The 18,256-nt window shown below is 63.8% G+C and carries 16 protein-coding genes; 11 read left to right on the top strand and 5 right to left on the bottom strand.

Annotated features, from left to right (window positions below; translation table 11 throughout):
* From ACJD00_RS09370 to ACJD00_RS09330, 9 genes are read left to right on the top strand one after another with little or no spacing between them, the layout of a single operon-like run.
* Positions 1 to 1,704 (top strand): nitrite/sulfite reductase, encoded by a 1,704-nt coding sequence (locus ACJD00_RS09370; protein WP_309406854.1) that lies wholly within the window; start codon positions 1 to 3, stop codon positions 1,702 to 1,704.
* Complete coding sequence (locus ACJD00_RS09365; RefSeq protein ID WP_309406856.1) at positions 1,701 to 2,411, top strand: phosphoadenylyl-sulfate reductase; 711 nt, start codon at positions 1,701 to 1,703, stop codon at positions 2,409 to 2,411. The genes ACJD00_RS09370 and ACJD00_RS09365 overlap by 4 nt, the downstream gene beginning before the upstream one ends.
* A 16-nt stretch (positions 2,412 to 2,427) precedes the next feature.
* Positions 2,428 to 3,351, top strand: coding sequence for a sulfate adenylyltransferase subunit CysD (gene cysD / locus ACJD00_RS09360; RefSeq protein WP_309406857.1), 924 nt, complete (start codon positions 2,428 to 2,430; stop codon positions 3,349 to 3,351).
* Position 3,352: 1 nt separating this feature from the next.
* Complete coding sequence (locus ACJD00_RS09355; protein ID WP_418906789.1) at positions 3,353 to 4,654, top strand: sulfate adenylyltransferase subunit 1; 1,302 nt, start codon at positions 3,353 to 3,355, stop codon at positions 4,652 to 4,654.
* On the top strand, positions 4,641 to 5,720 hold the full coding sequence (locus ACJD00_RS09350) for an ABC transporter substrate-binding protein (protein ID WP_418906788.1): 1,080 nt from the start codon (positions 4,641 to 4,643) through the stop codon (positions 5,718 to 5,720). Before ACJD00_RS09355 ends, ACJD00_RS09350 begins: the two co-directional genes overlap by 14 nt.
* Entirely contained in the window at positions 5,717 to 6,448 is a 732-nt protein-coding gene (locus tag ACJD00_RS09345; RefSeq protein WP_309406862.1) for an ABC transporter ATP-binding protein, read from the top strand. Before ACJD00_RS09350 ends, ACJD00_RS09345 begins: the two co-directional genes overlap by 4 nt.
* Entirely contained in the window at positions 6,432 to 7,292 is an 861-nt protein-coding gene (locus ACJD00_RS09340) for an ABC transporter permease (RefSeq protein WP_418906787.1), read from the top strand. Before ACJD00_RS09345 ends, ACJD00_RS09340 begins: the two co-directional genes overlap by 17 nt.
* On the top strand, positions 7,285 to 8,064 hold the full coding sequence (gene cobA, locus ACJD00_RS09335) for a uroporphyrinogen-III C-methyltransferase (protein ID WP_418906786.1): 780 nt from the start codon (positions 7,285 to 7,287) through the stop codon (positions 8,062 to 8,064). Before ACJD00_RS09340 ends, cobA begins: the two co-directional genes overlap by 8 nt.
* A gap of 18 nt (positions 8,065 to 8,082) precedes the next feature.
* On the top strand, positions 8,083 to 9,537 hold the full coding sequence (locus ACJD00_RS09330; RefSeq protein ID WP_418906785.1) for an FAD-dependent oxidoreductase: 1,455 nt from the start codon (positions 8,083 to 8,085) through the stop codon (positions 9,535 to 9,537).
* 69 nt (positions 9,538 to 9,606) lie between these two features.
* On the opposite strand, the gene ACJD00_RS09325 is transcribed toward ACJD00_RS09330, so the two are convergent.
* Positions 9,607 to 11,100: a chlorohydrolase family protein gene (locus ACJD00_RS09325; protein WP_418906784.1), complete on the bottom strand. Its 1,494-nt coding sequence runs from the start codon at positions 11,098 to 11,100 to the stop codon at positions 9,607 to 9,609.
* A gap of 216 nt (positions 11,101 to 11,316) precedes the next feature.
* Here ACJD00_RS09325 and ACJD00_RS09320 point away from each other — a divergent pair, with 216 nt between their 5' ends.
* Together ACJD00_RS09320 and ACJD00_RS09315 are read left to right on the top strand one after the other, a co-directional pair.
* Positions 11,317 to 12,720, top strand: coding sequence for a DUF3100 domain-containing protein (locus tag ACJD00_RS09320; protein WP_309406868.1), 1,404 nt, complete (start codon positions 11,317 to 11,319; stop codon positions 12,718 to 12,720).
* A 166-nt stretch (positions 12,721 to 12,886) separates the two neighbouring features.
* Positions 12,887 to 13,735 carry a glycerophosphodiester phosphodiesterase gene (locus ACJD00_RS09315; RefSeq protein WP_309406869.1) on the top strand — a complete coding sequence of 283 codons (849 nt, stop codon included), beginning with the start codon at positions 12,887 to 12,889 and terminating at the stop codon, positions 13,733 to 13,735.
* Between the two features lie 7 nt (positions 13,736 to 13,742).
* Here the strand turns inward: ACJD00_RS09315 and ACJD00_RS09310 are convergent, their stop codons facing one another.
* The 4 genes from ACJD00_RS09310 to ACJD00_RS09295 form a co-directional block, all read right to left on the bottom strand.
* Complete coding sequence (locus ACJD00_RS09310; protein WP_418906783.1) at positions 13,743 to 14,198, bottom strand: DUF2871 domain-containing protein; 456 nt, start codon at positions 14,196 to 14,198, stop codon at positions 13,743 to 13,745.
* Positions 14,191 to 16,287 carry an MMPL family transporter gene (locus tag ACJD00_RS09305; RefSeq protein WP_418906782.1) on the bottom strand — a complete coding sequence of 699 codons (2,097 nt, stop codon included), beginning with the start codon at positions 16,285 to 16,287 and terminating at the stop codon, positions 14,191 to 14,193. Before ACJD00_RS09305 ends, ACJD00_RS09310 begins: the two co-directional genes overlap by 8 nt.
* A gap of 93 nt (positions 16,288 to 16,380) precedes the next feature.
* Complete coding sequence (locus tag ACJD00_RS09300) at positions 16,381 to 17,004, bottom strand: response regulator (protein WP_418906781.1); 624 nt, start codon at positions 17,002 to 17,004, stop codon at positions 16,381 to 16,383.
* Positions 17,004 to 18,248 (bottom strand): sensor histidine kinase, encoded by a 1,245-nt coding sequence (locus ACJD00_RS09295; protein WP_418906780.1) that lies wholly within the window; start codon positions 18,246 to 18,248, stop codon positions 17,004 to 17,006. The genes ACJD00_RS09300 and ACJD00_RS09295 overlap by 1 nt, the downstream gene beginning before the upstream one ends.
* Between the last annotated feature and the right edge of the window lie 8 nt (positions 18,249 to 18,256).

Below are 18,256 nucleotides of genomic sequence, written 5' to 3'. Positions count from 1 at the left end.
ATGACGCAAACCACCACACCCACCCGAGCCACCCGGCGCGCGGCGAAGCCCAACGGACAATGGAAGGTCGACGGCAAGACCCCGCTCAACGCCAACGAGGAATTCAAGCAGGCCGATGACGGGCTGAATGTGCGCCAGCGCATTGAGCAGGTCTACTCCAAGCAGGGATTCGACTCCATCACCAAGGATGACCTGCACGGGCGGTTCCGCTGGTGGGGGCTGTACACCCAGCGCGCTCAGGGGATCCCGGGCGGCAAAACCGCTAGCCTCGAACCGCACGAGCTCGAAGACAAGTACTTCATGCTGCGCGTGCGCATCGACGGCGGGGCGCTGAGCACCGAGCAACTGCGCGTTATTGGCGAGATCTCCACCGAGTTCGGTCGCGATACCGCCGACTTCACCGACCGCCAGAACATCCAGCTGCACTGGATCGACGTGGTGGATGTTCCCGAAATCTGGAACCGACTCGAGGCCGTGGGGTTGAGCACCACCGAGGCCTGCGGCGACGTGCCGCGCGTCATCCTCGGTTCCCCGGTGGCCGGCATCGCCAAGGACGAGCTGATCGACCCGACCCCGGTCATCCGCGACATCGCTGCCCGCTATATCGGCAACCCGGAATTCTCGAACCTGCCGCGCAAGTTCAAATCCGCCATCACCGGGCACCCCAGCCAGGATGTGGTGCACGAAATCAACGACATCGCACTGGTCGGCGTGGAGCACCCCGAGCTGGGTGTCGGCTACGACCTCTGGGTCGGTGGCGGGCTGTCCGCGGCCCCACGCCTAGCCGAACGCCTCGGCGTCTTCGTCAGCCAGGAACGCGCCGCCGAGGTGTGGGAGGGCGTCGTCTCGATCTTCCGTGACTACGGCTTCCGCCGCTTGCGTAACCGCGCCCGCCTGAAGTTCCTGCTGGCCGACTGGGGACCGGAAAAGTTCCGTCAGATTCTGCAGGACGAGTACCTGGGCTACGCCCTACCCGACGGACCGCCCGCCCCACAGCCCACCGAGGCCGGAGACCACTCCGGGGTGCATGAACAGAAGGACGGGAACTTCTACGTTGGCCTGACCCCACTGGTGGGTCGCGTCTCCGGCACCATCCTCACCCGCCTCGCCCAGTTGGCCGAGGCGCACGGTTCCCAGCGCTTGCGTGCCACCCCGCACCAGAAGGTCGTCGTCCTGGATCTGCCCGGCGAGCAGGTGGAGTCCTTCATCGCCGGTGCCCGCGAGCTGGGGCTGGAAGCGAACCCTGGACTGCTGGCCCGCTCGGCCATCGCCTGCACCGGCATCGAGTTCTGCAAGCTGGCCATCGTGGACACCAAGGACACCGCGGCCGGAGCGGTGCGTGAAATCGAATCCCGCCTGGCCGACGCCACCGGGAAGCTGCCCAAGAAGCTCTCGCTGCACGTCAACGGCTGCCCGAACTCCTGCGCCCGTATCCAAACCGCCGATATTGGGCTCAAGGGCCAGCTGATCACCAATGATGCAGGCGAACAGGTGTCCGGATTCCAGGTCCACCTCGGTGGCACCCTGGCCGGCTCCGAAGACGGAGAGGCATCACTGGGACGCACCGTACGCGGCCTGAAGGTCGAAGCAGATAAGATCCCCGACTACGTCGAACGCGTGGTGCAACGCTACGGGGAAAGCTCCCAGGAAGGCGAGTCCTTCGCCGCCTGGGCCCACCGAGTCGACGAGGAGGAACTGGTATGAGCACCACCACCCGAAGCGAAGCCGAGCTGCGTCAGATCGCCGAACTGGGCGCCGCCGAACTGGATTGGGACGCCACCGCCGCCGAGGTGATCGCCTTCGCCGCCAAGCACCTCTCGGTGCGCGAGGTCGCCGTGGCCTGCTCGATGGCTGACGCCGTCCTGCCGGCGCTGGTGTCCGAAGAATTTCCCGATGTGGACGTGCTGTTCCTCGAGACCGGCTACCACTTCGCCGAAACGCACTTCACCCGCGATGAAGTGGCCGCGAAGCTGCCGGTGCGCGTCATCGACGTGCTGCCGGAACTAACCGTGGCCGAACAGGACGAGAAGTACGGTAAAGACCTGTTCGCCCGGGACGCCGCCGCCTGCTGCCAGATGCGCAAGATGGACCCGCTGAAGAAGGCGCTGTCCGGGTATTCGGCATGGTTCACCGGAGTCCGCCGCGAAGAAGCACCCACCCGCACCAACACGCCGGTGGTGACCTTCGACGAGGCGCATGGGCTGATCAAGTTCAACCCGGTCGCCACCTGGAGCTTCGACGAGCTGGTCGGCTACGCCGGAGAGCACCAGGTGCCGGTGAACCTGCTGCTGGCCCACGGCTACCCATCCATCGGTTGCCAGCCCTGCACCCGTCCGGTGGCCCCCGGCGAAGACCCACGCTCCGGGCGCTGGGCCGGGCTGTCGAAAACCGAATGCGGAATCCACCTCTAGGAAAGGGAGAAACACCATGACCGCACAAACTCTTGCTCCCACCCGCGCCGAGCGCAGCGTGCTCGACGCACTCGAGGCCGAATCCATCCACATCATCCGCGAAGTACTTGCCGAACACGAAAAGCCCGCGTTGCTCTTCTCCGGCGGCAAGGACTCCGTGGTGGTGCTCCACCTGCTGGCCAAGGCCGTTGCCCCGGCCCGCGTTCCGATCCCGGTCGTACACGTGGATACCGGGCACAACTTCGGGGAGGTTATCGCCTTCCGTGACGCCGCCGTGGAACGCTACGGGCTGAACCTCGTGGTTGGCTCCGTGCAGGACTACATCGACGACGGCCGACTGTCCGAGCGTGCCGACGGCACCCGCAACCTGCTACAGACCCGCGTGCTACTGGACACCATCGAAGCCCACGGTTTCGACGTGCTCTTCGGTGGGGCGCGGCGCGACGAGGACAAGGCACGCGCCAAGGAGCGCATCCTGTCGCTACGCGACGAGTTCGGGGGATGGGACCCGCGCAACCAGCGTCCGGAGGTGTGGAACCTGTACAACGGTCGCCACGAGCCGGGCTGGCATGTGCGCGCCTTCCCAATCTCCAACTGGACCGAGGCCGATATCTGGGCCTACATCGAACGCGAAGAGATCCAGCTGCCGCCGATCTACTTCGCCCACGCCCGCCAGGTCTTCGAACGCGACGGCATGCTGCGCGCGGTCACCCCGGTGAGCCAGCCCACCGAGGACGAGCCGGTCACCATCCGCCGGGTCCGCTACCGCACCGTGGGTGACGCCTCCTGCACCGGGGCCGTGGCCTCCGAAGCCGACACCATCGAAAAGGTGCGCGCGGAACTCGCACTGTCCACGCTCACCGAACGCGGCGCCACACGCGCCGATGACCGAATTTCATCCGCGGCCATGGAAGACCGCAAGAAGGAAGGGTACTTCTAAAATGCCGCACACACTTCTGCGTATTGCAACCGCCGGCTCGGTAGATGACGGCAAGTCCACACTGGTCGGCCGCCTGTTGCACGACTCGAAGGCCATTTTGGCCGATTCGCTGGATGAGCTGACCCGCACCAGCACCGAACGTGGCTTCGGCGGTGAGGTACCGGCTCTTGACCTGGCACTGCTGACCGACGGGCTGCGTGCCGAACGCGAGCAGGGCATCACCATCGACGTGGCCTACCGCTACTTCTCGACCGATACCCGCTCCTACATCCTCGCCGACTGCCCCGGCCACGTGCAGTACACGCGCAACACCGTCACCGGCGCTTCCACCGCCGATGTCGCCGTGGTCCTCGTGGACGCCCGCAATGGCGTGCTCGAACAGACCCGCCGTCACTTGGGTGTGCTCGCCCTGCTGCGCGTGCCGCAGGTTGTCGTTGCCGTGAACAAGATGGACCTCATCGACTGGGACGAGCAGCAATTTAGCGCGATCGTCGCCGACATCGAGGCGCTGGCAAACCAGCTCGGCTTGGCGCGTATTCACACCATCCCGCTGAGCGCCTTGGGTGGGCAGAACGTGGTCGAGCCAGGGGCGCAGAGCCCTTGGTACGAGGGCCCGACCCTACTGGGGCTCCTCGAAGCGATCGAACCATCGGAGCATGTGCAGGAGCACTTGCCGCGCCTGGACGTGCAGTATGTGATCCGCCCGCAGGGTGCCCTGGCCCCGGGGCTGGACGCCGAGGCCTACCGGGACTTCCGTGGGTACGCCGGCACCCTCGCCGGTGGAACGCTGAATGTGGGCGACAGCGTGAGCCTGCTTTCCAACGGGCGCCCGGCGCAGAGCCAGATCGCTGGAATCCATACCGTCAACGGTCCGGCCGCCAGCGCCGAAGCGGGGGAGGCCATCGTCCTGGAACTGGCCGATGAGATCGACATCGCCCGCGGCGACACCATCGTGGCCGGGGCGCTGCCGGAGCCGAGCAAGGAGCTCAGCGCCGAGGTCTGTGTGCTGGCCGAGCGTACCTTGCGTTCCGGGGACCGGGTGCTGATCAAGCACGGTACCAAGGTGACGCAGGCAAAGATCTCCGGCATTGAGCACGTACTGGATGTGCTGGATTATTCCACCCGCCCCGCCGAGTCGTTGCAGCTGAACGACCTGGGCCGGCTGAGCGTGCGGACCGCCTCGGCCCTGGCCGCCGAAGGGTATGCCAGCAGCCGTACCGGTGGGTCCTTCCTGCTCATCGACCCGGTCGACGGTACCACGCTGGCCGCCGGGTTCGTCCAGGACCGTCATGTCGCAGCCTGAACCACGCGCCGGTAGGCTACGGCTGCACCCGGCGGGTAGCGGATCCGGACGGCGGGCAAGCCGCTGGCTGGCCCCGGTGCTCGTCGCACTGGTGGCGGCCACGGCCGTGCTGACCGCGTTCGTGCCCGAACCCCAGTCGGTGGCAGCCAATGCCGATCAGGGCCCGGCGGCGAGCGTGCGCTTGGGCTACTTCGCCAACGCCACCCACGCCCCGGCGTTGGTGGGTGTTGAGCAAGGGCTCATCTCCCAGAGCCTGCAGGCCGACGGTACGCAGCTAGCCACCGAGGTGTTCAATGCCGGTCCGGCCGCCGTGGAAGCCCTGAACAGCGGCGCACTGGATGCCGCCTACATAGGGCCTAGCCCGGCCCTGACCAGCTACCTCTCCAGCGGGGGTAACTCACTGCAGGTCATCGCCGGAGCCACCACGGGTGGGGCCAGCTTGGTGGTGTCGAAGGACATCACCGAGGTGTCCCAACTGGCCGGAAAGAATCTGGCCAGCCCGCAGTATGGCGGCACCCAGGACGTGGCTCTGCGCAACTTCCTTGCCGAACAGGGACTGAGCGAGAGCACCACGGTGACCCCGAGCAGCAACGGGACCGTCCCGCAGCTCTTCGCCCGCGGGGCCGTGGACGGGGCCTGGTTGCCCGAGCCCTACGCTTCGCTGCTGGTGGAAAACTATGGTGCCCACCGACTGCTCGACGAGGCTCAGCTGTGGCCGGAGGGTAAGTTCCCCACCACCATGCTCGTGGTCTCTCAGCGGTTCAGCACCGAACACCCGCAGAGCGTACGTCGGTTGCTCGAAGCAAATCAGCGTTCCATTGACACGTTGAACGCCGCGAATCAGAACGAACGCGTGAAGCTTGTCGCCGCGGGGCTGAGCCACGCCAATGGCGCCGCCCTCGATGAGAAGGTGCTGCGCGCGGCACTAAGCGAGCTTCACTTCGACACCGTGGTGCCGGCCGGCACCCTGGAGCAGTTGATGGAGCACGCCGCACAGGTAGGCATTGGCCCACGCGGGGACCTGAGCGGTCTACTGGCCGATACGGCACAGGGGGAGCGAGAATGAGTGTAGAACTGCATGAAGTCTCGCTGCGCTACGCCGATGGCCCGCTGGTCATCGACTCCCTGTCGGCCAGTATCGAGTCCGGCGAATTCGTGGCCGTGCTCGGTGCCTCGGGCTGTGGCAAGTCCTCGCTGTTGAACATCATCGCCGGACTGTTGCCGCCGAGCGCCGGGTGGCTGGAAGTACCCGATGACCGCGCCGCGTTCATGTTCCAGGACGCGAACCTCCTGCCATGGCTCAGCGCCGGAGACAATGTGGAGCTGGCGCTGAAGCTGGCCGGCGTGCCGGCCGGGCAGCGGGCGGCGAAAGTCGCCGAGCTCTTGCAACTGGTGCAGCTGGGACATGCGGCGCACCGCAAACCCCATGAGCTCTCCGGAGGCATGCGGCAACGCGTGGCCCTGGCCCGGGCGCTGGCCCAGGAACGCGAAGTGCTCTTGATGGATGAGCCCTTTGCGGCCCTGGATGCGATCACCCGGGACATGCTGCACGAGGAGCTACGCGCGCTATGGCAGCGTACCGGCAAAACCATCATCTTCGTAACGCACAACGTGCGTGAGGCGATCCGCTTGGCCGGACGCATCCTGGTGCTCTCCTCGCACCCCGGGCGCATCCTCGAAACCCGGTGGATCACCGAGGAGCTGCGGGAGGATCCGGCACGCAGCGCCGCCATGGCCAATGAACTGACCCAGATCTTGCGAAAGGAGCAACGCAAAGATGACGACGCTCGTTGAACGCAGCGGCAGCACGACGCACAGCGCCCCGGCGCCTGCGCCGAAACCGCGCCGTGCGCGTAGCGGAATGCTTTCGCCCGTGCTGGCCGTGATCGTGTTGCTCAGTTTGTGGCAGATCATCGCCTGGGCGGTGCCGTTGCGCCAGGACCTGTTCCCGGGTCCGGTGCAGGTTGCCGCCAAGCTCCCGCAGGTGCTGGCCGACGGCTCGCTGTTGCCGGCCGTGGGCACCTCGCTGTGGCGGGCGTTGAGCGGTTTCGTATTGGCGGTACTGATCGCCACGCCGATCGCCCTGCTCTTGGCCCACCAGCCGCGGCTACGCCAGGCCGTTGGCCCGCTGATTTCCGCGTTGCAGGTATTGCCCTCCATCGCGTGGGTTCCGGCGGCCATCATCCTCTTCGGGCTTTCCGACGCCACCATCTACACGGTGTTGCTGCTCGGGGCGGTGCCCTCGATTATCAACGGTCTGTTGGCCGGGGTGGACCTCATCCCGGGGCAATACCGTTCGCTGTCGACCGTGCTGGGCGCCAGCCGAGCCCAACATATCTGGCATGTGGAGTTACCTGCGGCGCTGCCTGGCTATGTGGCCGGGTTGCGTCAGGGGTGGGCCTTTGCCTGGCGTTCATTGATGGCCGCGGAACTGATTGCCGTTGGCGGTTCGCTGGACTTGGGTGTTGGCTCGCTGCTCCAGCGCGGCCGAGACCTGGCCGACCTACCGCTGGTGATGCTGGTGATCATCTTCATCCTGCTCATCGGCGTGCTTATTGAACTGCTCTGCTTTGCCCCGCTGGAACGGAAATTGTTGGCGGACCGCGGACTGAAACGAACTGGAGAACACCATGGTTAAGGGAGAGATCACCCTCATTGGTGCCGGGCCTGGTGACCCGGAACTGATCACCGTGGCCGGCTATAAGGCCCTATTGCGCGCCGACGTGGTGCTGGCGGACCGTTTGGCCCCGCGCGCCTTGTTGGCCGACCTTGCCGACGACGTCACCGTCATCGATGTGGGCAAGGCTCCTGGGTGCCACGTGGCCACTCAGGATGAAATTAATGAGTTAATCGTCACTCACGCGCTGGCCGGAAAGAACGTGGTCCGGCTCAAGGGCGGCGATCCCTACGTGCTGGGGCGCGGCGGCGAAGAACGCCTCTACGCCGAACAGCACGGACTGAGCGTACGGGTGATCCCCGGGATCACCAGCGCCGTCTCGGTACCCGCCGCGGCGGGTATCCCGGTCACGCATCGGCACCTCGCCACGGGCTTTACCGTGGTCACCGGGCATCAGGACCTCGGTGAGGTTCCGGTACGTGCCGACCACACCCTGGTGGTGCTTATGGGTGTTTCGACCCTGGCATCCACCGTGTCCACGCTCACATCCCGTGGGTTGCCGTCAAGTACCCCGATTGCGATTATCGAGCGAGGTTACTCACAGACGCAACGCACAACTATAGGTACGCTAGAAGAGATCGTAGTGCGCGCCCGCAAAGCCGCAGTGGCGAATCCGGCCGTCATCGTGATCGGTGACGTAGTCCGTCTGGCACCAGATGCACAGGTCCACCTGGCTTCATTGAAGTCGTTGGACACGTCCGATGCCGCGGCGGCGGCCACATTCGTTGACTAAGAAAGTAGATGTTGATTGATGAGTGAAATTACCATCCCAGAGCACCTGACCTCGCGCGCCCTGCGCGTGGCGATCGTCGGGGCAGGACCAGCCGGCATCTACGCCGCGGATCTTCTGGCCAAGAGCCAGCCCGTGGCATCCGGCGAATTGGGTCTGAAGGTGGACCTCTTCGACGAGCTCCCCACCCCCTTCGGCCTCATTCGTTATGGTGTTTCGCCGGATCACCCACGCATTAAGGGCATTATTAACGCCCTGCACAAGGTGCTGAACAACGACTGGATCGATTTCTACGGCAATGTAGGCTTGGGCCGCGACATCACCCTGGCCGAGCTGAAGGAACGCTACGATGCGGTCATCATCGCCACCGGTGCACAGAAGGACGCGGACCTGAACATTCCGGGTATCGACCTTGAAGGCTCCTTCGGCGGCGCCGACTTCGTCTCCTGGTACGACGCGCACCCGGACGTGGATAAGAACTGGGATCTGTCGGCTAAGGAAGTAGCCGTGATCGGTAACGGCAACGTGGCTCTGGACGTGGCTCGCATTCTGTCCAAGCACGCCGATCAGCTCATTGAAACCGAGATCCCGGCGCACATTTACGAGCAGCTGAACAACTCGGCCGTCACCGACGTGCACGTTTTCGGTCGCCGTGGCCCGGCACAGGTGAAGTTCACCCCGCTGGAACTGCGCGAACTGTCCCACTCCAAGGATGTGGACATCGTCCTCTACCCGGAGGACTTCGAGTTCGACAAGGCCTCCGACGAGGCCATGAAGACCAATAACCAGACCAAGACCATGGTCTCGACGCTGACCAACTGGCTCATCGAGCAGGAAGAACGCGAAGACGCCCCGAGCGCCTCGCGTCGCCTGCACCTGCACTTCCTGCAGTCCCCGGTGGAGATCCTCGGTGAAGACGGCAAGGTTGCCGGCTTGAAGGTTGAGCGCAACGAACTCGACGGCACCGGCAACGCCAAGGGCACCGGCGAATTCATCGAGTACCCGTTGCAGGCGGTCTACCGTGCCGTGGGTTACTTCGGTTCGGCCGTGGACGATATCGAGTACGACGGCGCCAAGGGTGTGCTGCCCAACGTCGAGGGTCGTGTTCAGGATGCCGAGGGCAACTTCGTTCCTGGCCTCTACGCCACCGGCTGGATCAAGCGTGGCCCGGTTGGCCTGATTGGTCACACCAAGGGCGATGCGCTGGAAACCATCACCCACCTGCTCGAGGACCTCACCGAGCTTGCCGTTCCGGCCTCGGAGCAGACCATCGCCGAACTGTTGACCGAACGCGGCGTGGACTACGCCGACTGGTCCGGCTGGTTGGCCTTGGACGAGCAGGAGAAGGCACTCGGTGCCCAGGCCGGTACCGTGGAAACCCGCTTCGGCGAGGTAACCCGCGACCGGATCAAGGTTGTGGAACGCGGCGAGATGCTCGAGTATGCTCGCGCAAAAAAATTGGCTGAGAGCCTGTAAGACCACCCCGGGCTCAGCGAACTAAGCCCCGGAGCGCCGAAAGATATCGGAGCCCCGGGGCTTTCGCCTTTAACGCTGCACCGGATCGAGCAACGCTTCGCTCGTGGCCGCCGGGTACTCGGTGGGGAAAAGTTCGGCCACCTCGCGCCGCTTGTAGTCGCGCTCTGGATAGCCGGCCACCATGCGGGCAAAGAGCTGTTGAGCTTGCTCGCGTAGCCGCACGAGATCGAAGCCCGGTAATTCGGAATCCACCACTACCGGCCGTCCGGCCACATAACTGTCGGTGATATTCCGGGCCGAACCGTTCAGGACCAGGGTGCGTAGCGGGTCCTCGACCACCCCATCGCGGAAGTTCGCCAGCGAGGCGACGATGAGATCGGCTTGAGCACCGGGAGCTAGTCGTCCCAAATCCTCTCGGCCCAGCGCACGGGCACCGCCTAAGGTCCCGGCGTTGAAGAAGTCGGAGATTTTCCCGGCGTCGAGGCGGCCCTCGACGATTCGCGCCGCGTGGGTACCCACGTCGATTCCCTTGATGAGATCCGGCGGGAAGGAATCGGTACCAAGGGTCATATTCACCCCGGCGGCCGCGAAAGCGTCGAAGGAACGCAGCATTCTGCCGTAGTGGAAAGTGGTCAACGGGCAATGAATGATGCTGACCTCGTGGCGGGCCAGTAGCTCCAGGGCCCCATCCGGAGCACGGGTCGTTGGGTCGGTACCGTCGATGACGATCCCATGGGGAATCAGCAGTCTGGTCTCGAGCAACCCGGAATCGCGAAGCTGTTCGAGCACGGTACGGCCGGTGCGCGCGGCCAGAAAAGCATCCTCCGCCTCGGATTGCAGGCAGTGTAGGCGCACCAGTGCGTTGCGATCGGTGGCAAGCCGGGCGGTGCGCCGCATCAACTCATCACTGAGCGTTTCAATGCGGCAGGGGAGAAGGACTCCGGTAATTAACGGGTGCGCCAGCTCTTGGGCGTAGTCGAGGAAGCGCTCTGCCTCGTCTAAGCCGCGCAGCCCCTCGGACTCGTCAAAGAGGATTACCCGCTGACCGTCGTCATCCGTGACGTTAACCCCGGAACGATAGGCGGGTCCGAGGAAACCCCGCAGGCCGATAGAGATGCTGGTCTGCGCCATGCCGCGCAGTTCAGCAAAGCTTTCGGCCCAGGCGCTGTGGATCTCCGAAGCGATGGGCATATAGCTGGTGATCCCATGCAGTGCCAGTTGCGCGAGCGCATAGGTGCGGATGACCTGCCGCTCGTCGGCGGTGAAGACATCGTGTCGGCGGTGCTCGAAATAGTCGCGCGACCACTGCAGGCCAGGGGCGATCTCAGCGGTGGGAGAGGAATCGATGAGCAGGTGATCGATATCCGTTAGGGCATCTAGATCAATGAATCCCGGGGCGATCAGACTGTTGCCGAAGTCCCGTTCCGCATCGACAGCGCCCGGGTAATGCGCCCCGATGAAAATGATCGTGTCCTGGTCAAAAACCAGTTCTCCGTCGGTGTGCATGACATGCCGTGACCCGTCGAATCCGAGAATATATCGGGCGCGCAGGCGTGTGATCATCGCACTCTCCAATCTGAAGCTGAAGTTTAGTATGCCAAACCAGCGTGGGTGATGCACCGAACTCGCCTCGTGATTCAAGGTTTTGCCTTGTAAATCTCGGTTATGAGTATTAAGTGACGCATCTTGCGCTGTCTGGTGATGTAGCTTACCTTATTTCTGTATACCAAAATTGAGTGATGTCCCGCACGGCGGGGACGAGATCGAGGGAGCACCCAAATGAGTCATGAGCCGGCAGCTGCCGTGCACGCGCAGACAGAGGCGCAGCCTAGCGCGACGCGTTCGGCGCTATTTACGCCCAACGCGTGGCAGTGGGGATCGATGGTCCTGCTCTCGGCGGGAATTTGTGTCGTTGCCATCCTGCTCGGCACGCATAAGATCCCATTGGGCAATGCCGCCATCGTGCTCATGCCGGTGCTCTGGGCGGTGCTACTCGGCGCCGTCATCGGTGTGCAGAAGGTCCGTCCGATGACCGGGCACAGCCGTGCGGTGTCCTCGGTGCTCCTGGATGTCAGCATCGTGATGTTCTTGGCCGCACTGGGAGTGAGCGTCGGACCGGCACTCTCACAGCTGACAGATCTAGGTCCTGCCGTACTACTTCAGGAAGTCGGCCATATTTTCGGCACCGTGATCATCGCGCTGCCGGTGGCCGTGGCCTTGGGCATGGGACGCATGGCCATCGGAGCCACCTGGGCGATCGACCGCGAGTCCTACCTCGCCTACGCCCTGCAGCGCTTCGGGGTGAAGTCCCCGGAATACCGCGGCGTCTTTTCGGTCTGGCTACTCGGTAGCGTTTTCGGTGCCGTGTTCATATCCCTGCTGGCCGGTTTGTTAGGTGGGCTGGGGATCTTTGACCCACGTGCCCTTGCATTGGGACTTGGACTCGGGTCGGGGTCCATGATGCTCGGTGGTGTGGCCGCACTGTCGATTATTTATCCAGAGCAGGCCGGCGAAATCATGGCCCTGGCGGCCCTGTCCAACCTGGTGACCAATCTGGTTGGTTTCTATGCCGGAGTATTCCTCTCCATGCCGATGGCGCAGCGTCTGTACACCTTCTGGAAGCGGCTATTCCGCCGCGACGACGAGGGGCGCCGGGTAGGCGCGGATGGACAGCCGGTGAAGATAGCCAAGCGTTCGGAGGCCGCCTCGGCCGTTGACACCAACGCCGTCACCGTGGATCCCGAGGTGCGGATGAAGCCATCCACTTGGATTATTGCCTTCGGGGCGAGCATCGTTGTCGGCTTCCTGCTCAACGCGTTGGGCACCGGCGTGGCCGGGGCAAACGAAGCGCTAGGCATTCTCGTCCTCGGGGTGCTAACCGCCGTGGCCTTCCTGCTCAGTAAATTGGTGCGTTCGGTACCGCCCAGTGTGTGGGTGCTGGCGCTGGCCACCTTCGTGACCGCTCCCTTTATGCCGACCGCGGGACTCGTAACCGGGCTGACCGAACATCTCGACGCACTGTTCGTGGGTCTGGCCTCGATCGCGCTCCTGGGCATGAACCTCGGGCGCGATGTGAAGGCACTGAAGTCACTGAATTGGAAGGTTGTCATTGTGGCGATGCTGACCTTCACCGCGAGCTTCGTTGGAGCCGCCGCACTGGCTCAGTTCGTCATCCACGTATAGCGCCGTGCAGCTCACTGGCCGCCTCGCTTCCCACAGGGTCAGCGAGGCGGCCAGTGCCATGTGCGCAAGTCCCCGGCGCGTGTATAGGGTAAGGGCCGGCGAGTTTTTGCTCAGAATTCACTTAGGGTTGCGCAGGACGTCAGCACCGGACGGAAGACTGGGCGCCATGGAGCAGCAACAAATCCTGTCCCCAGCCTCAAGCCCGCGGCCGAACCTGCTGGGGCCTGACCCGGAGGTCAGGGTCATTGGGCACCGCGGTGCGAGTGGAGTTGCACCGGAAAACACCTTGGCGGCAGTTGCCGCGGCAGTACGCTGCGGGGCACGGTACATCGAGGTGGACGTGCAGCTCAGCGCAGACGGGGTGCCCTTCATCTTCCACGACGAAACCGGGCGACGAACCACTAACATCGCCGAGGTCTTTCCCCGCCGGGCACGCCGGCCCATCACCACCTTTACCTGGGCAGAACTGCAACGACTGGAGGTTGGCTCGCACTTCTCCGCGGCATTTGCAGGCGAACGCATCGCGCACCTCGACGAGGTCCGCGACGCGGTACACGGACAGTGCGGGCTATTTATCGAGATCAAGAATCCAAAGAATTCCCCGGGGATCGAAGCGGCGCTCGCCGAACGGCTCACGAACGATATGAAGTGGGTCGATGTAGTGCGACGCCACGGAGTGGAAGTGCTCGGGTTTGATGCACGCTCGAACCGGGAGTTCGCCCGGCTGGCCGGACATATCCCCGTGCAACAGCTCACCAGATCCGTCCCCTCGAAACGCGCACTTACTCGAATCGAACAATACGCCCAGGCCATTGGGGTCAATTACCGTGCCCTCGACGAACGTGGGGCGCGACGGCTACGTCGTAGTTCGCTGGACTTCGGCGTCTATACCGTCAATGGTCCACGCGCCGTGTCCAACGCCGTGGCCCGCGGTGCTACTAGGATCACCACAGACTGGCCGCAGCGGGTCGCCGAGCAGCTGCAGCGGCGGACACCGGGTCCGCCGCACAACTGACCGGTCGTTAGTGACGTGTCGGCGTCGCTTCCGCCGCCACGGGCCGCGTCGGGTTAGCTGTGACGCTGCGCCGCAACATGACGAACAGCAGGATCATCCCGGCGCTGAGTCCCATATGACCCAGACCCGCGATTCCGGAGATCATCTTGCTCGATTCCATCCCGAGAACGGTCAGCATGCCGTGTACCGTGAGCATGGCCGTGGTCAAGATCAGTCCGGCGTTGTAGGTGCCGAGGAACCATGCGAACAGTTTTCGTTGTTCACTGAGCTTGAAGGCTTTTTCCAGAAGAAGTACGAGGAGTAGGACCACAAATCCCAGCACCAGCAAGTGTGTGTGCACCACCGACAATTGCGTCCATGATCCTTCGGGGAAGTCGTTGAGCTTGGTGAACTCTCGATAGAACAATCCCGAGGCTACGCCTAGGAGCATGTAGCCGAACGCCAAGTTGAGAAGTTTACGCATGAATTTCACTTTCTGTCGCGGCGGGGTGCGCCGGTTGTGTCGAGGTTGAAGGTTGATCGCCAAACAGTGGGTGGCGGCCCGAGGACAGCAGGGCAAAGAGGGCCGGCAACAGCAAGGTGCGCACCAGGAAGGTGTCGACCAAGACTCCTAAGCCGACAATGACTCCTAGCTGGCCGAGCACCGTCAGTGGCAAGGTGGCCAGGGCGGCGAAGACGCCGGCCAGCACCATGCCGGCACTGGTAATTACGGTTCCGGTACGGCTCGCCGCCCGTGGCACTGCGGCGTGCAGCGGTAGCTCGAGCAGGTCTTGCCGCACCCGTTGCGTCAAGAAGATGGTGTAGTCCACACCAAGAGCGACCAGGAACACGAAAGCTAGGAGCGGCACCTGAATGTCGAGGGCGTTGATCTGGAATAGCAAGGACGAAACTACCGATCCCACGCCGAGTGCGGCCGCGGCGCTGAGCAGGTTGACAAAGCCCAAAGCTACGGCGGTGCGCCAGGAGCGTGTGAGCCAGCCGAGCATGAGCAAGCAGATGGCCGCAATCAGCGGGGCGATCAGGAGCAGATCCCGCAGATGTCCCTGATGGTTGTCGTACTGTTCGGCGATCTGGCCGCCGACCAGCACCGTCGCGTCGCTATGTACCGCGGCTTGGTCGCGGAGTTCTTTGATAAGCGCTTGGGCCTGTTGCGATCCGGGATCGGCATGAGTGATCACCGAGAATTGTTGCCAGGTGCTAGTGAGCGTGCTGGGTTCAGCGACCCGGGCCACGTCGGCGAGCCCGGCAAAGGTTTCGCGTAACGCCGTCGTATCCTTGCCGTCACTGAGCACAGTGATTGGCTGAGCTTCCCCGGCCGGGAAGTGGGCCACTAGCTGCTGCATAGCGCTGGCCGACTCGGTCTGCGTACGAAATTGTTGGGTTTGATCTAGACCCATCCGGGTGCCTGCCAAACCACCGGCCAGCACGAGCAGAAGCACCATTAAGGTCGCGACATTCAGTGCTGGTTTGCGCATTGCCGCGTGGGCGGCGCGGCCGAAAACATTCGTGGGTGCCGGGGCGACACCGGGTCTGGGCTCCAGCGGCCAGAAGGCCTTGCGTCCGGCAAGCGCTAAGACCGGAGGGAGCAGGAACAACACGAGCAGTGCGGCGATCAGCAAGCCCGCGGCGCACACCACGCCCAAGCCGCGAGTGTCGTCCATGACGGCGAGACCCAAGGTGAGTAGCGCCAAAACGACCGTGAGATTCGAGGTCGCGATGGCTTCGAAACTCGCGACCCAGGCGGTGCGCAGGGCCGCGCGATGATCCTTCTGACGCCGTAGCTCGTCACGGTAGCGGGAAATGAGTAACAACGCGTAGTTGGTTCCGGCGCCAAAGACCAGCACGCTAAGTACCCCGGCATCGAAATGCAGTCCCAGACTCGTCCCGAGCAGGTTAGCGACTCGGCCGGCTAGTCCGTCGGCAAGCCCCACCACCAGCAGGGGGAGCAACCACAAGATCGGCGACCGGTAGGTCACGATGAGCAAGATTGCGACAATCGCTACCGTCACCGCCAAGAGCGTGAAGTCGGCCCCGGCAAATGCGCCGGTAATGTCCACGGCGAAGGCTGTTGACCCGGTGACCTGCTGCTGCACGCCGTCGATGGGGTGCGCGGCAATGGAGGAGCGGAGGTCGGTCAGGGTCTGCCGATCGTCCATTTCGGAGACGGTGTCCCAGCTCAGGGGCACCATCACCGCTGCACGGTCTTCACTTCTGATGACGCTCCCGGAGCTCAGGCCCAGCGCCTGAGCGTAGTCACGGCTCTGCGCGGTGAACCGTTCAACCTGAAAGGGATCTAACTGCTGAGCGTCGTCGCCGCTGGCGACCAGCAATGCCGTTGTGCGGTGCTCGGTAGTATTTTCGCGCAGTAGCTGCGCTACGCGGGCCGAATCGGAACCCTCGACCGGGGCCCCGCTGGCACGTGGCGGGGCGTCAATACCACTGAGCGCACCCAAAAGCAGGACGATGACAAGCAAACTCAGCGCCAACCAGCGGCGCGCGCCGCGGCGGCTGGTGAGCGTGTCACCGAGGCGGGAAAGGACTGGAAGTTTCATACTTCCAGTCAATGCGGTGCGGGTGAGCCTGCCATCGGGCAAAGGAGCCAATAAAAGATCAACCATATGGTTGAGGGCTTCACGGGCGTGTTGTTACCCCTCGAGGAGTCCCAGCTCTTGTGCCTTGGTGATGGCCGCGGTGCGCGAGGTGGCCTGTAACTTCTCGAAGATGTGCACGAGGTGCGTTTTGACGGTGGCCTCGGAAACAAACAGGGCCTTGGCAATTTGCTTGTTGCCGGCACCGGTGGCCAGTTGGGCGAGCACCTCACGCTCCCGGGCCGTCAGCTCGATCTTCGGCTGGCGCATCCCGGCGAGCACTCGCTGCGTCATCTCCGGGGCCAGCACCATTTGCCCGGCATTGGCCTGACGGATCGAACTGACAATGGTTTCCGCGGCGACATCCTTGAGCAGGTAGCCGGCCGCTCCGGCCTCGATACAGGCCAGAATTTCTGCGTCCTTATCGAAAGTGGTCAGGACCAACACTCGAGGAGGATGCCGCAGGCTCGTCAGGGCCCGCGTAGTCTGGGCGCCATTCATGCCCGCGCCGAGCCGCAGGTCACAGAGCACGACGTCGATTCGTTGCGTGCGGGCAAAATCAAGAGCTTCTTCGCCGCTGGACAGGTCGCCAACCACCTGAAGATCAGGATAGTTCTCGAACAGTGAGCGCAAGCCGGTGCGTACAATCGGATGATCGTCCACCAACAAGATCCTAATCATCAGTCTTCTTTCGCCATCCTCAGGGGTACATGGGCGCATAGTGCCGTGCCGTCTCCCGGCGCGCTCTCCACTTCGAGACCTCCGCCGAGCTCCTTCAGGCGCCGGGTCATGGCGGTCAAGCCATAGCCTCCGGCGTCGCTCACTGGCGCGTCCAGTGCGGATTGCGCTTTAAAGCCCACTCCATCATCGACAATGTCCATGCGCACTTCGTGGTCATTGAATTCTAGACTCAACGCCACCGTGGAGGCCCGGGCATGGCGCCGCACATTCGATAGGGCCGACTGCGCCGTGCGGAGCAGGGCGATTTGGATCGATGGGTCCATGATCGGTAGTCCCGGATCGACATGTAGTCGTGTGGTGAGCCCGGCATCGCGTGCGTAGTTGGCAAGAATTCGTTCCAGCGCACCGGTTAGGGCCTGGGAGTCGAGTTCCGCCGGGGCCAACGCGGCAATAATGCGGCGCAGATCATTGAGCGATTCGCCGGAGAGCTCATCGATGCGCTGGAGCGCCGTGCGGGTTTTCTCCGCGTCTGCGGCCGTTAGCGCGGCCTTGGCGTGGAGCCCGATGGAGGAGAGCTGTTGTGCGACCGTATCGTGTATTTCACGGGCCAGCCTAGTGCGTTCCTTGGCGATACCGGCCGCGTGCTGGGATCGGGCCAGCTCCTCTTGCAGCTCGGTCATTTCCTGTTGGGCACGCAACAGCGAATCCACCAGATCCGAGCGCACCTTCGCGTCGTGTTCGAGTTGCAGATAACCTCGCGAGATGCCCCAGGCGAACAGGCCTCCCACCAGGGGCCCGGCCATGGCTGCCACGTCGCTGTGCCCGCGGTGCAGGTACGGAGCCAGAACCACCAGAGCGTAGACCACCGCGGACCAGAGAGCCGAGGGCAAGAGCGGCAGCTGATGCCCGAGCAACAGCCACAGGCTAAAGGCCAACCATATGAATTCCGGGCTCGCCCAGAGCCCCGCCACCCAGAGCAGCACCAGGATCGCAAGCCACCACAACGGTAATCGCTGGCTGTGGGCCCGGGCCATGGCGATGAACCCGGGCCCATACCATCCGGCGAATCCCACGGCGGCAACCAGGATCGGCGCCAGGCCCGAGCCATCACTCAACGCCCGCAACACCACGATCACCAGCAGCATCGCCGTGACCACATGTTGGCCCGCACGAAGCAGGGCGGGGGAGACTAAGACCCGACCCTCGAGGTTCGTAACCTGTCGCGGTGGCTGCACGGTGCTCATGGGCTTCA

Origin of the sequence: Glutamicibacter endophyticus, assembly GCF_048457885.1 — a bacterium.
Lineage (GTDB): Bacteria > Actinomycetota > Actinomycetes > Actinomycetales > Micrococcaceae > Glutamicibacter > Glutamicibacter endophyticus.
Note: the sequence above shows the minus strand (reverse complement) of the source record. Positions and strands in the feature narration are given on the sequence as shown.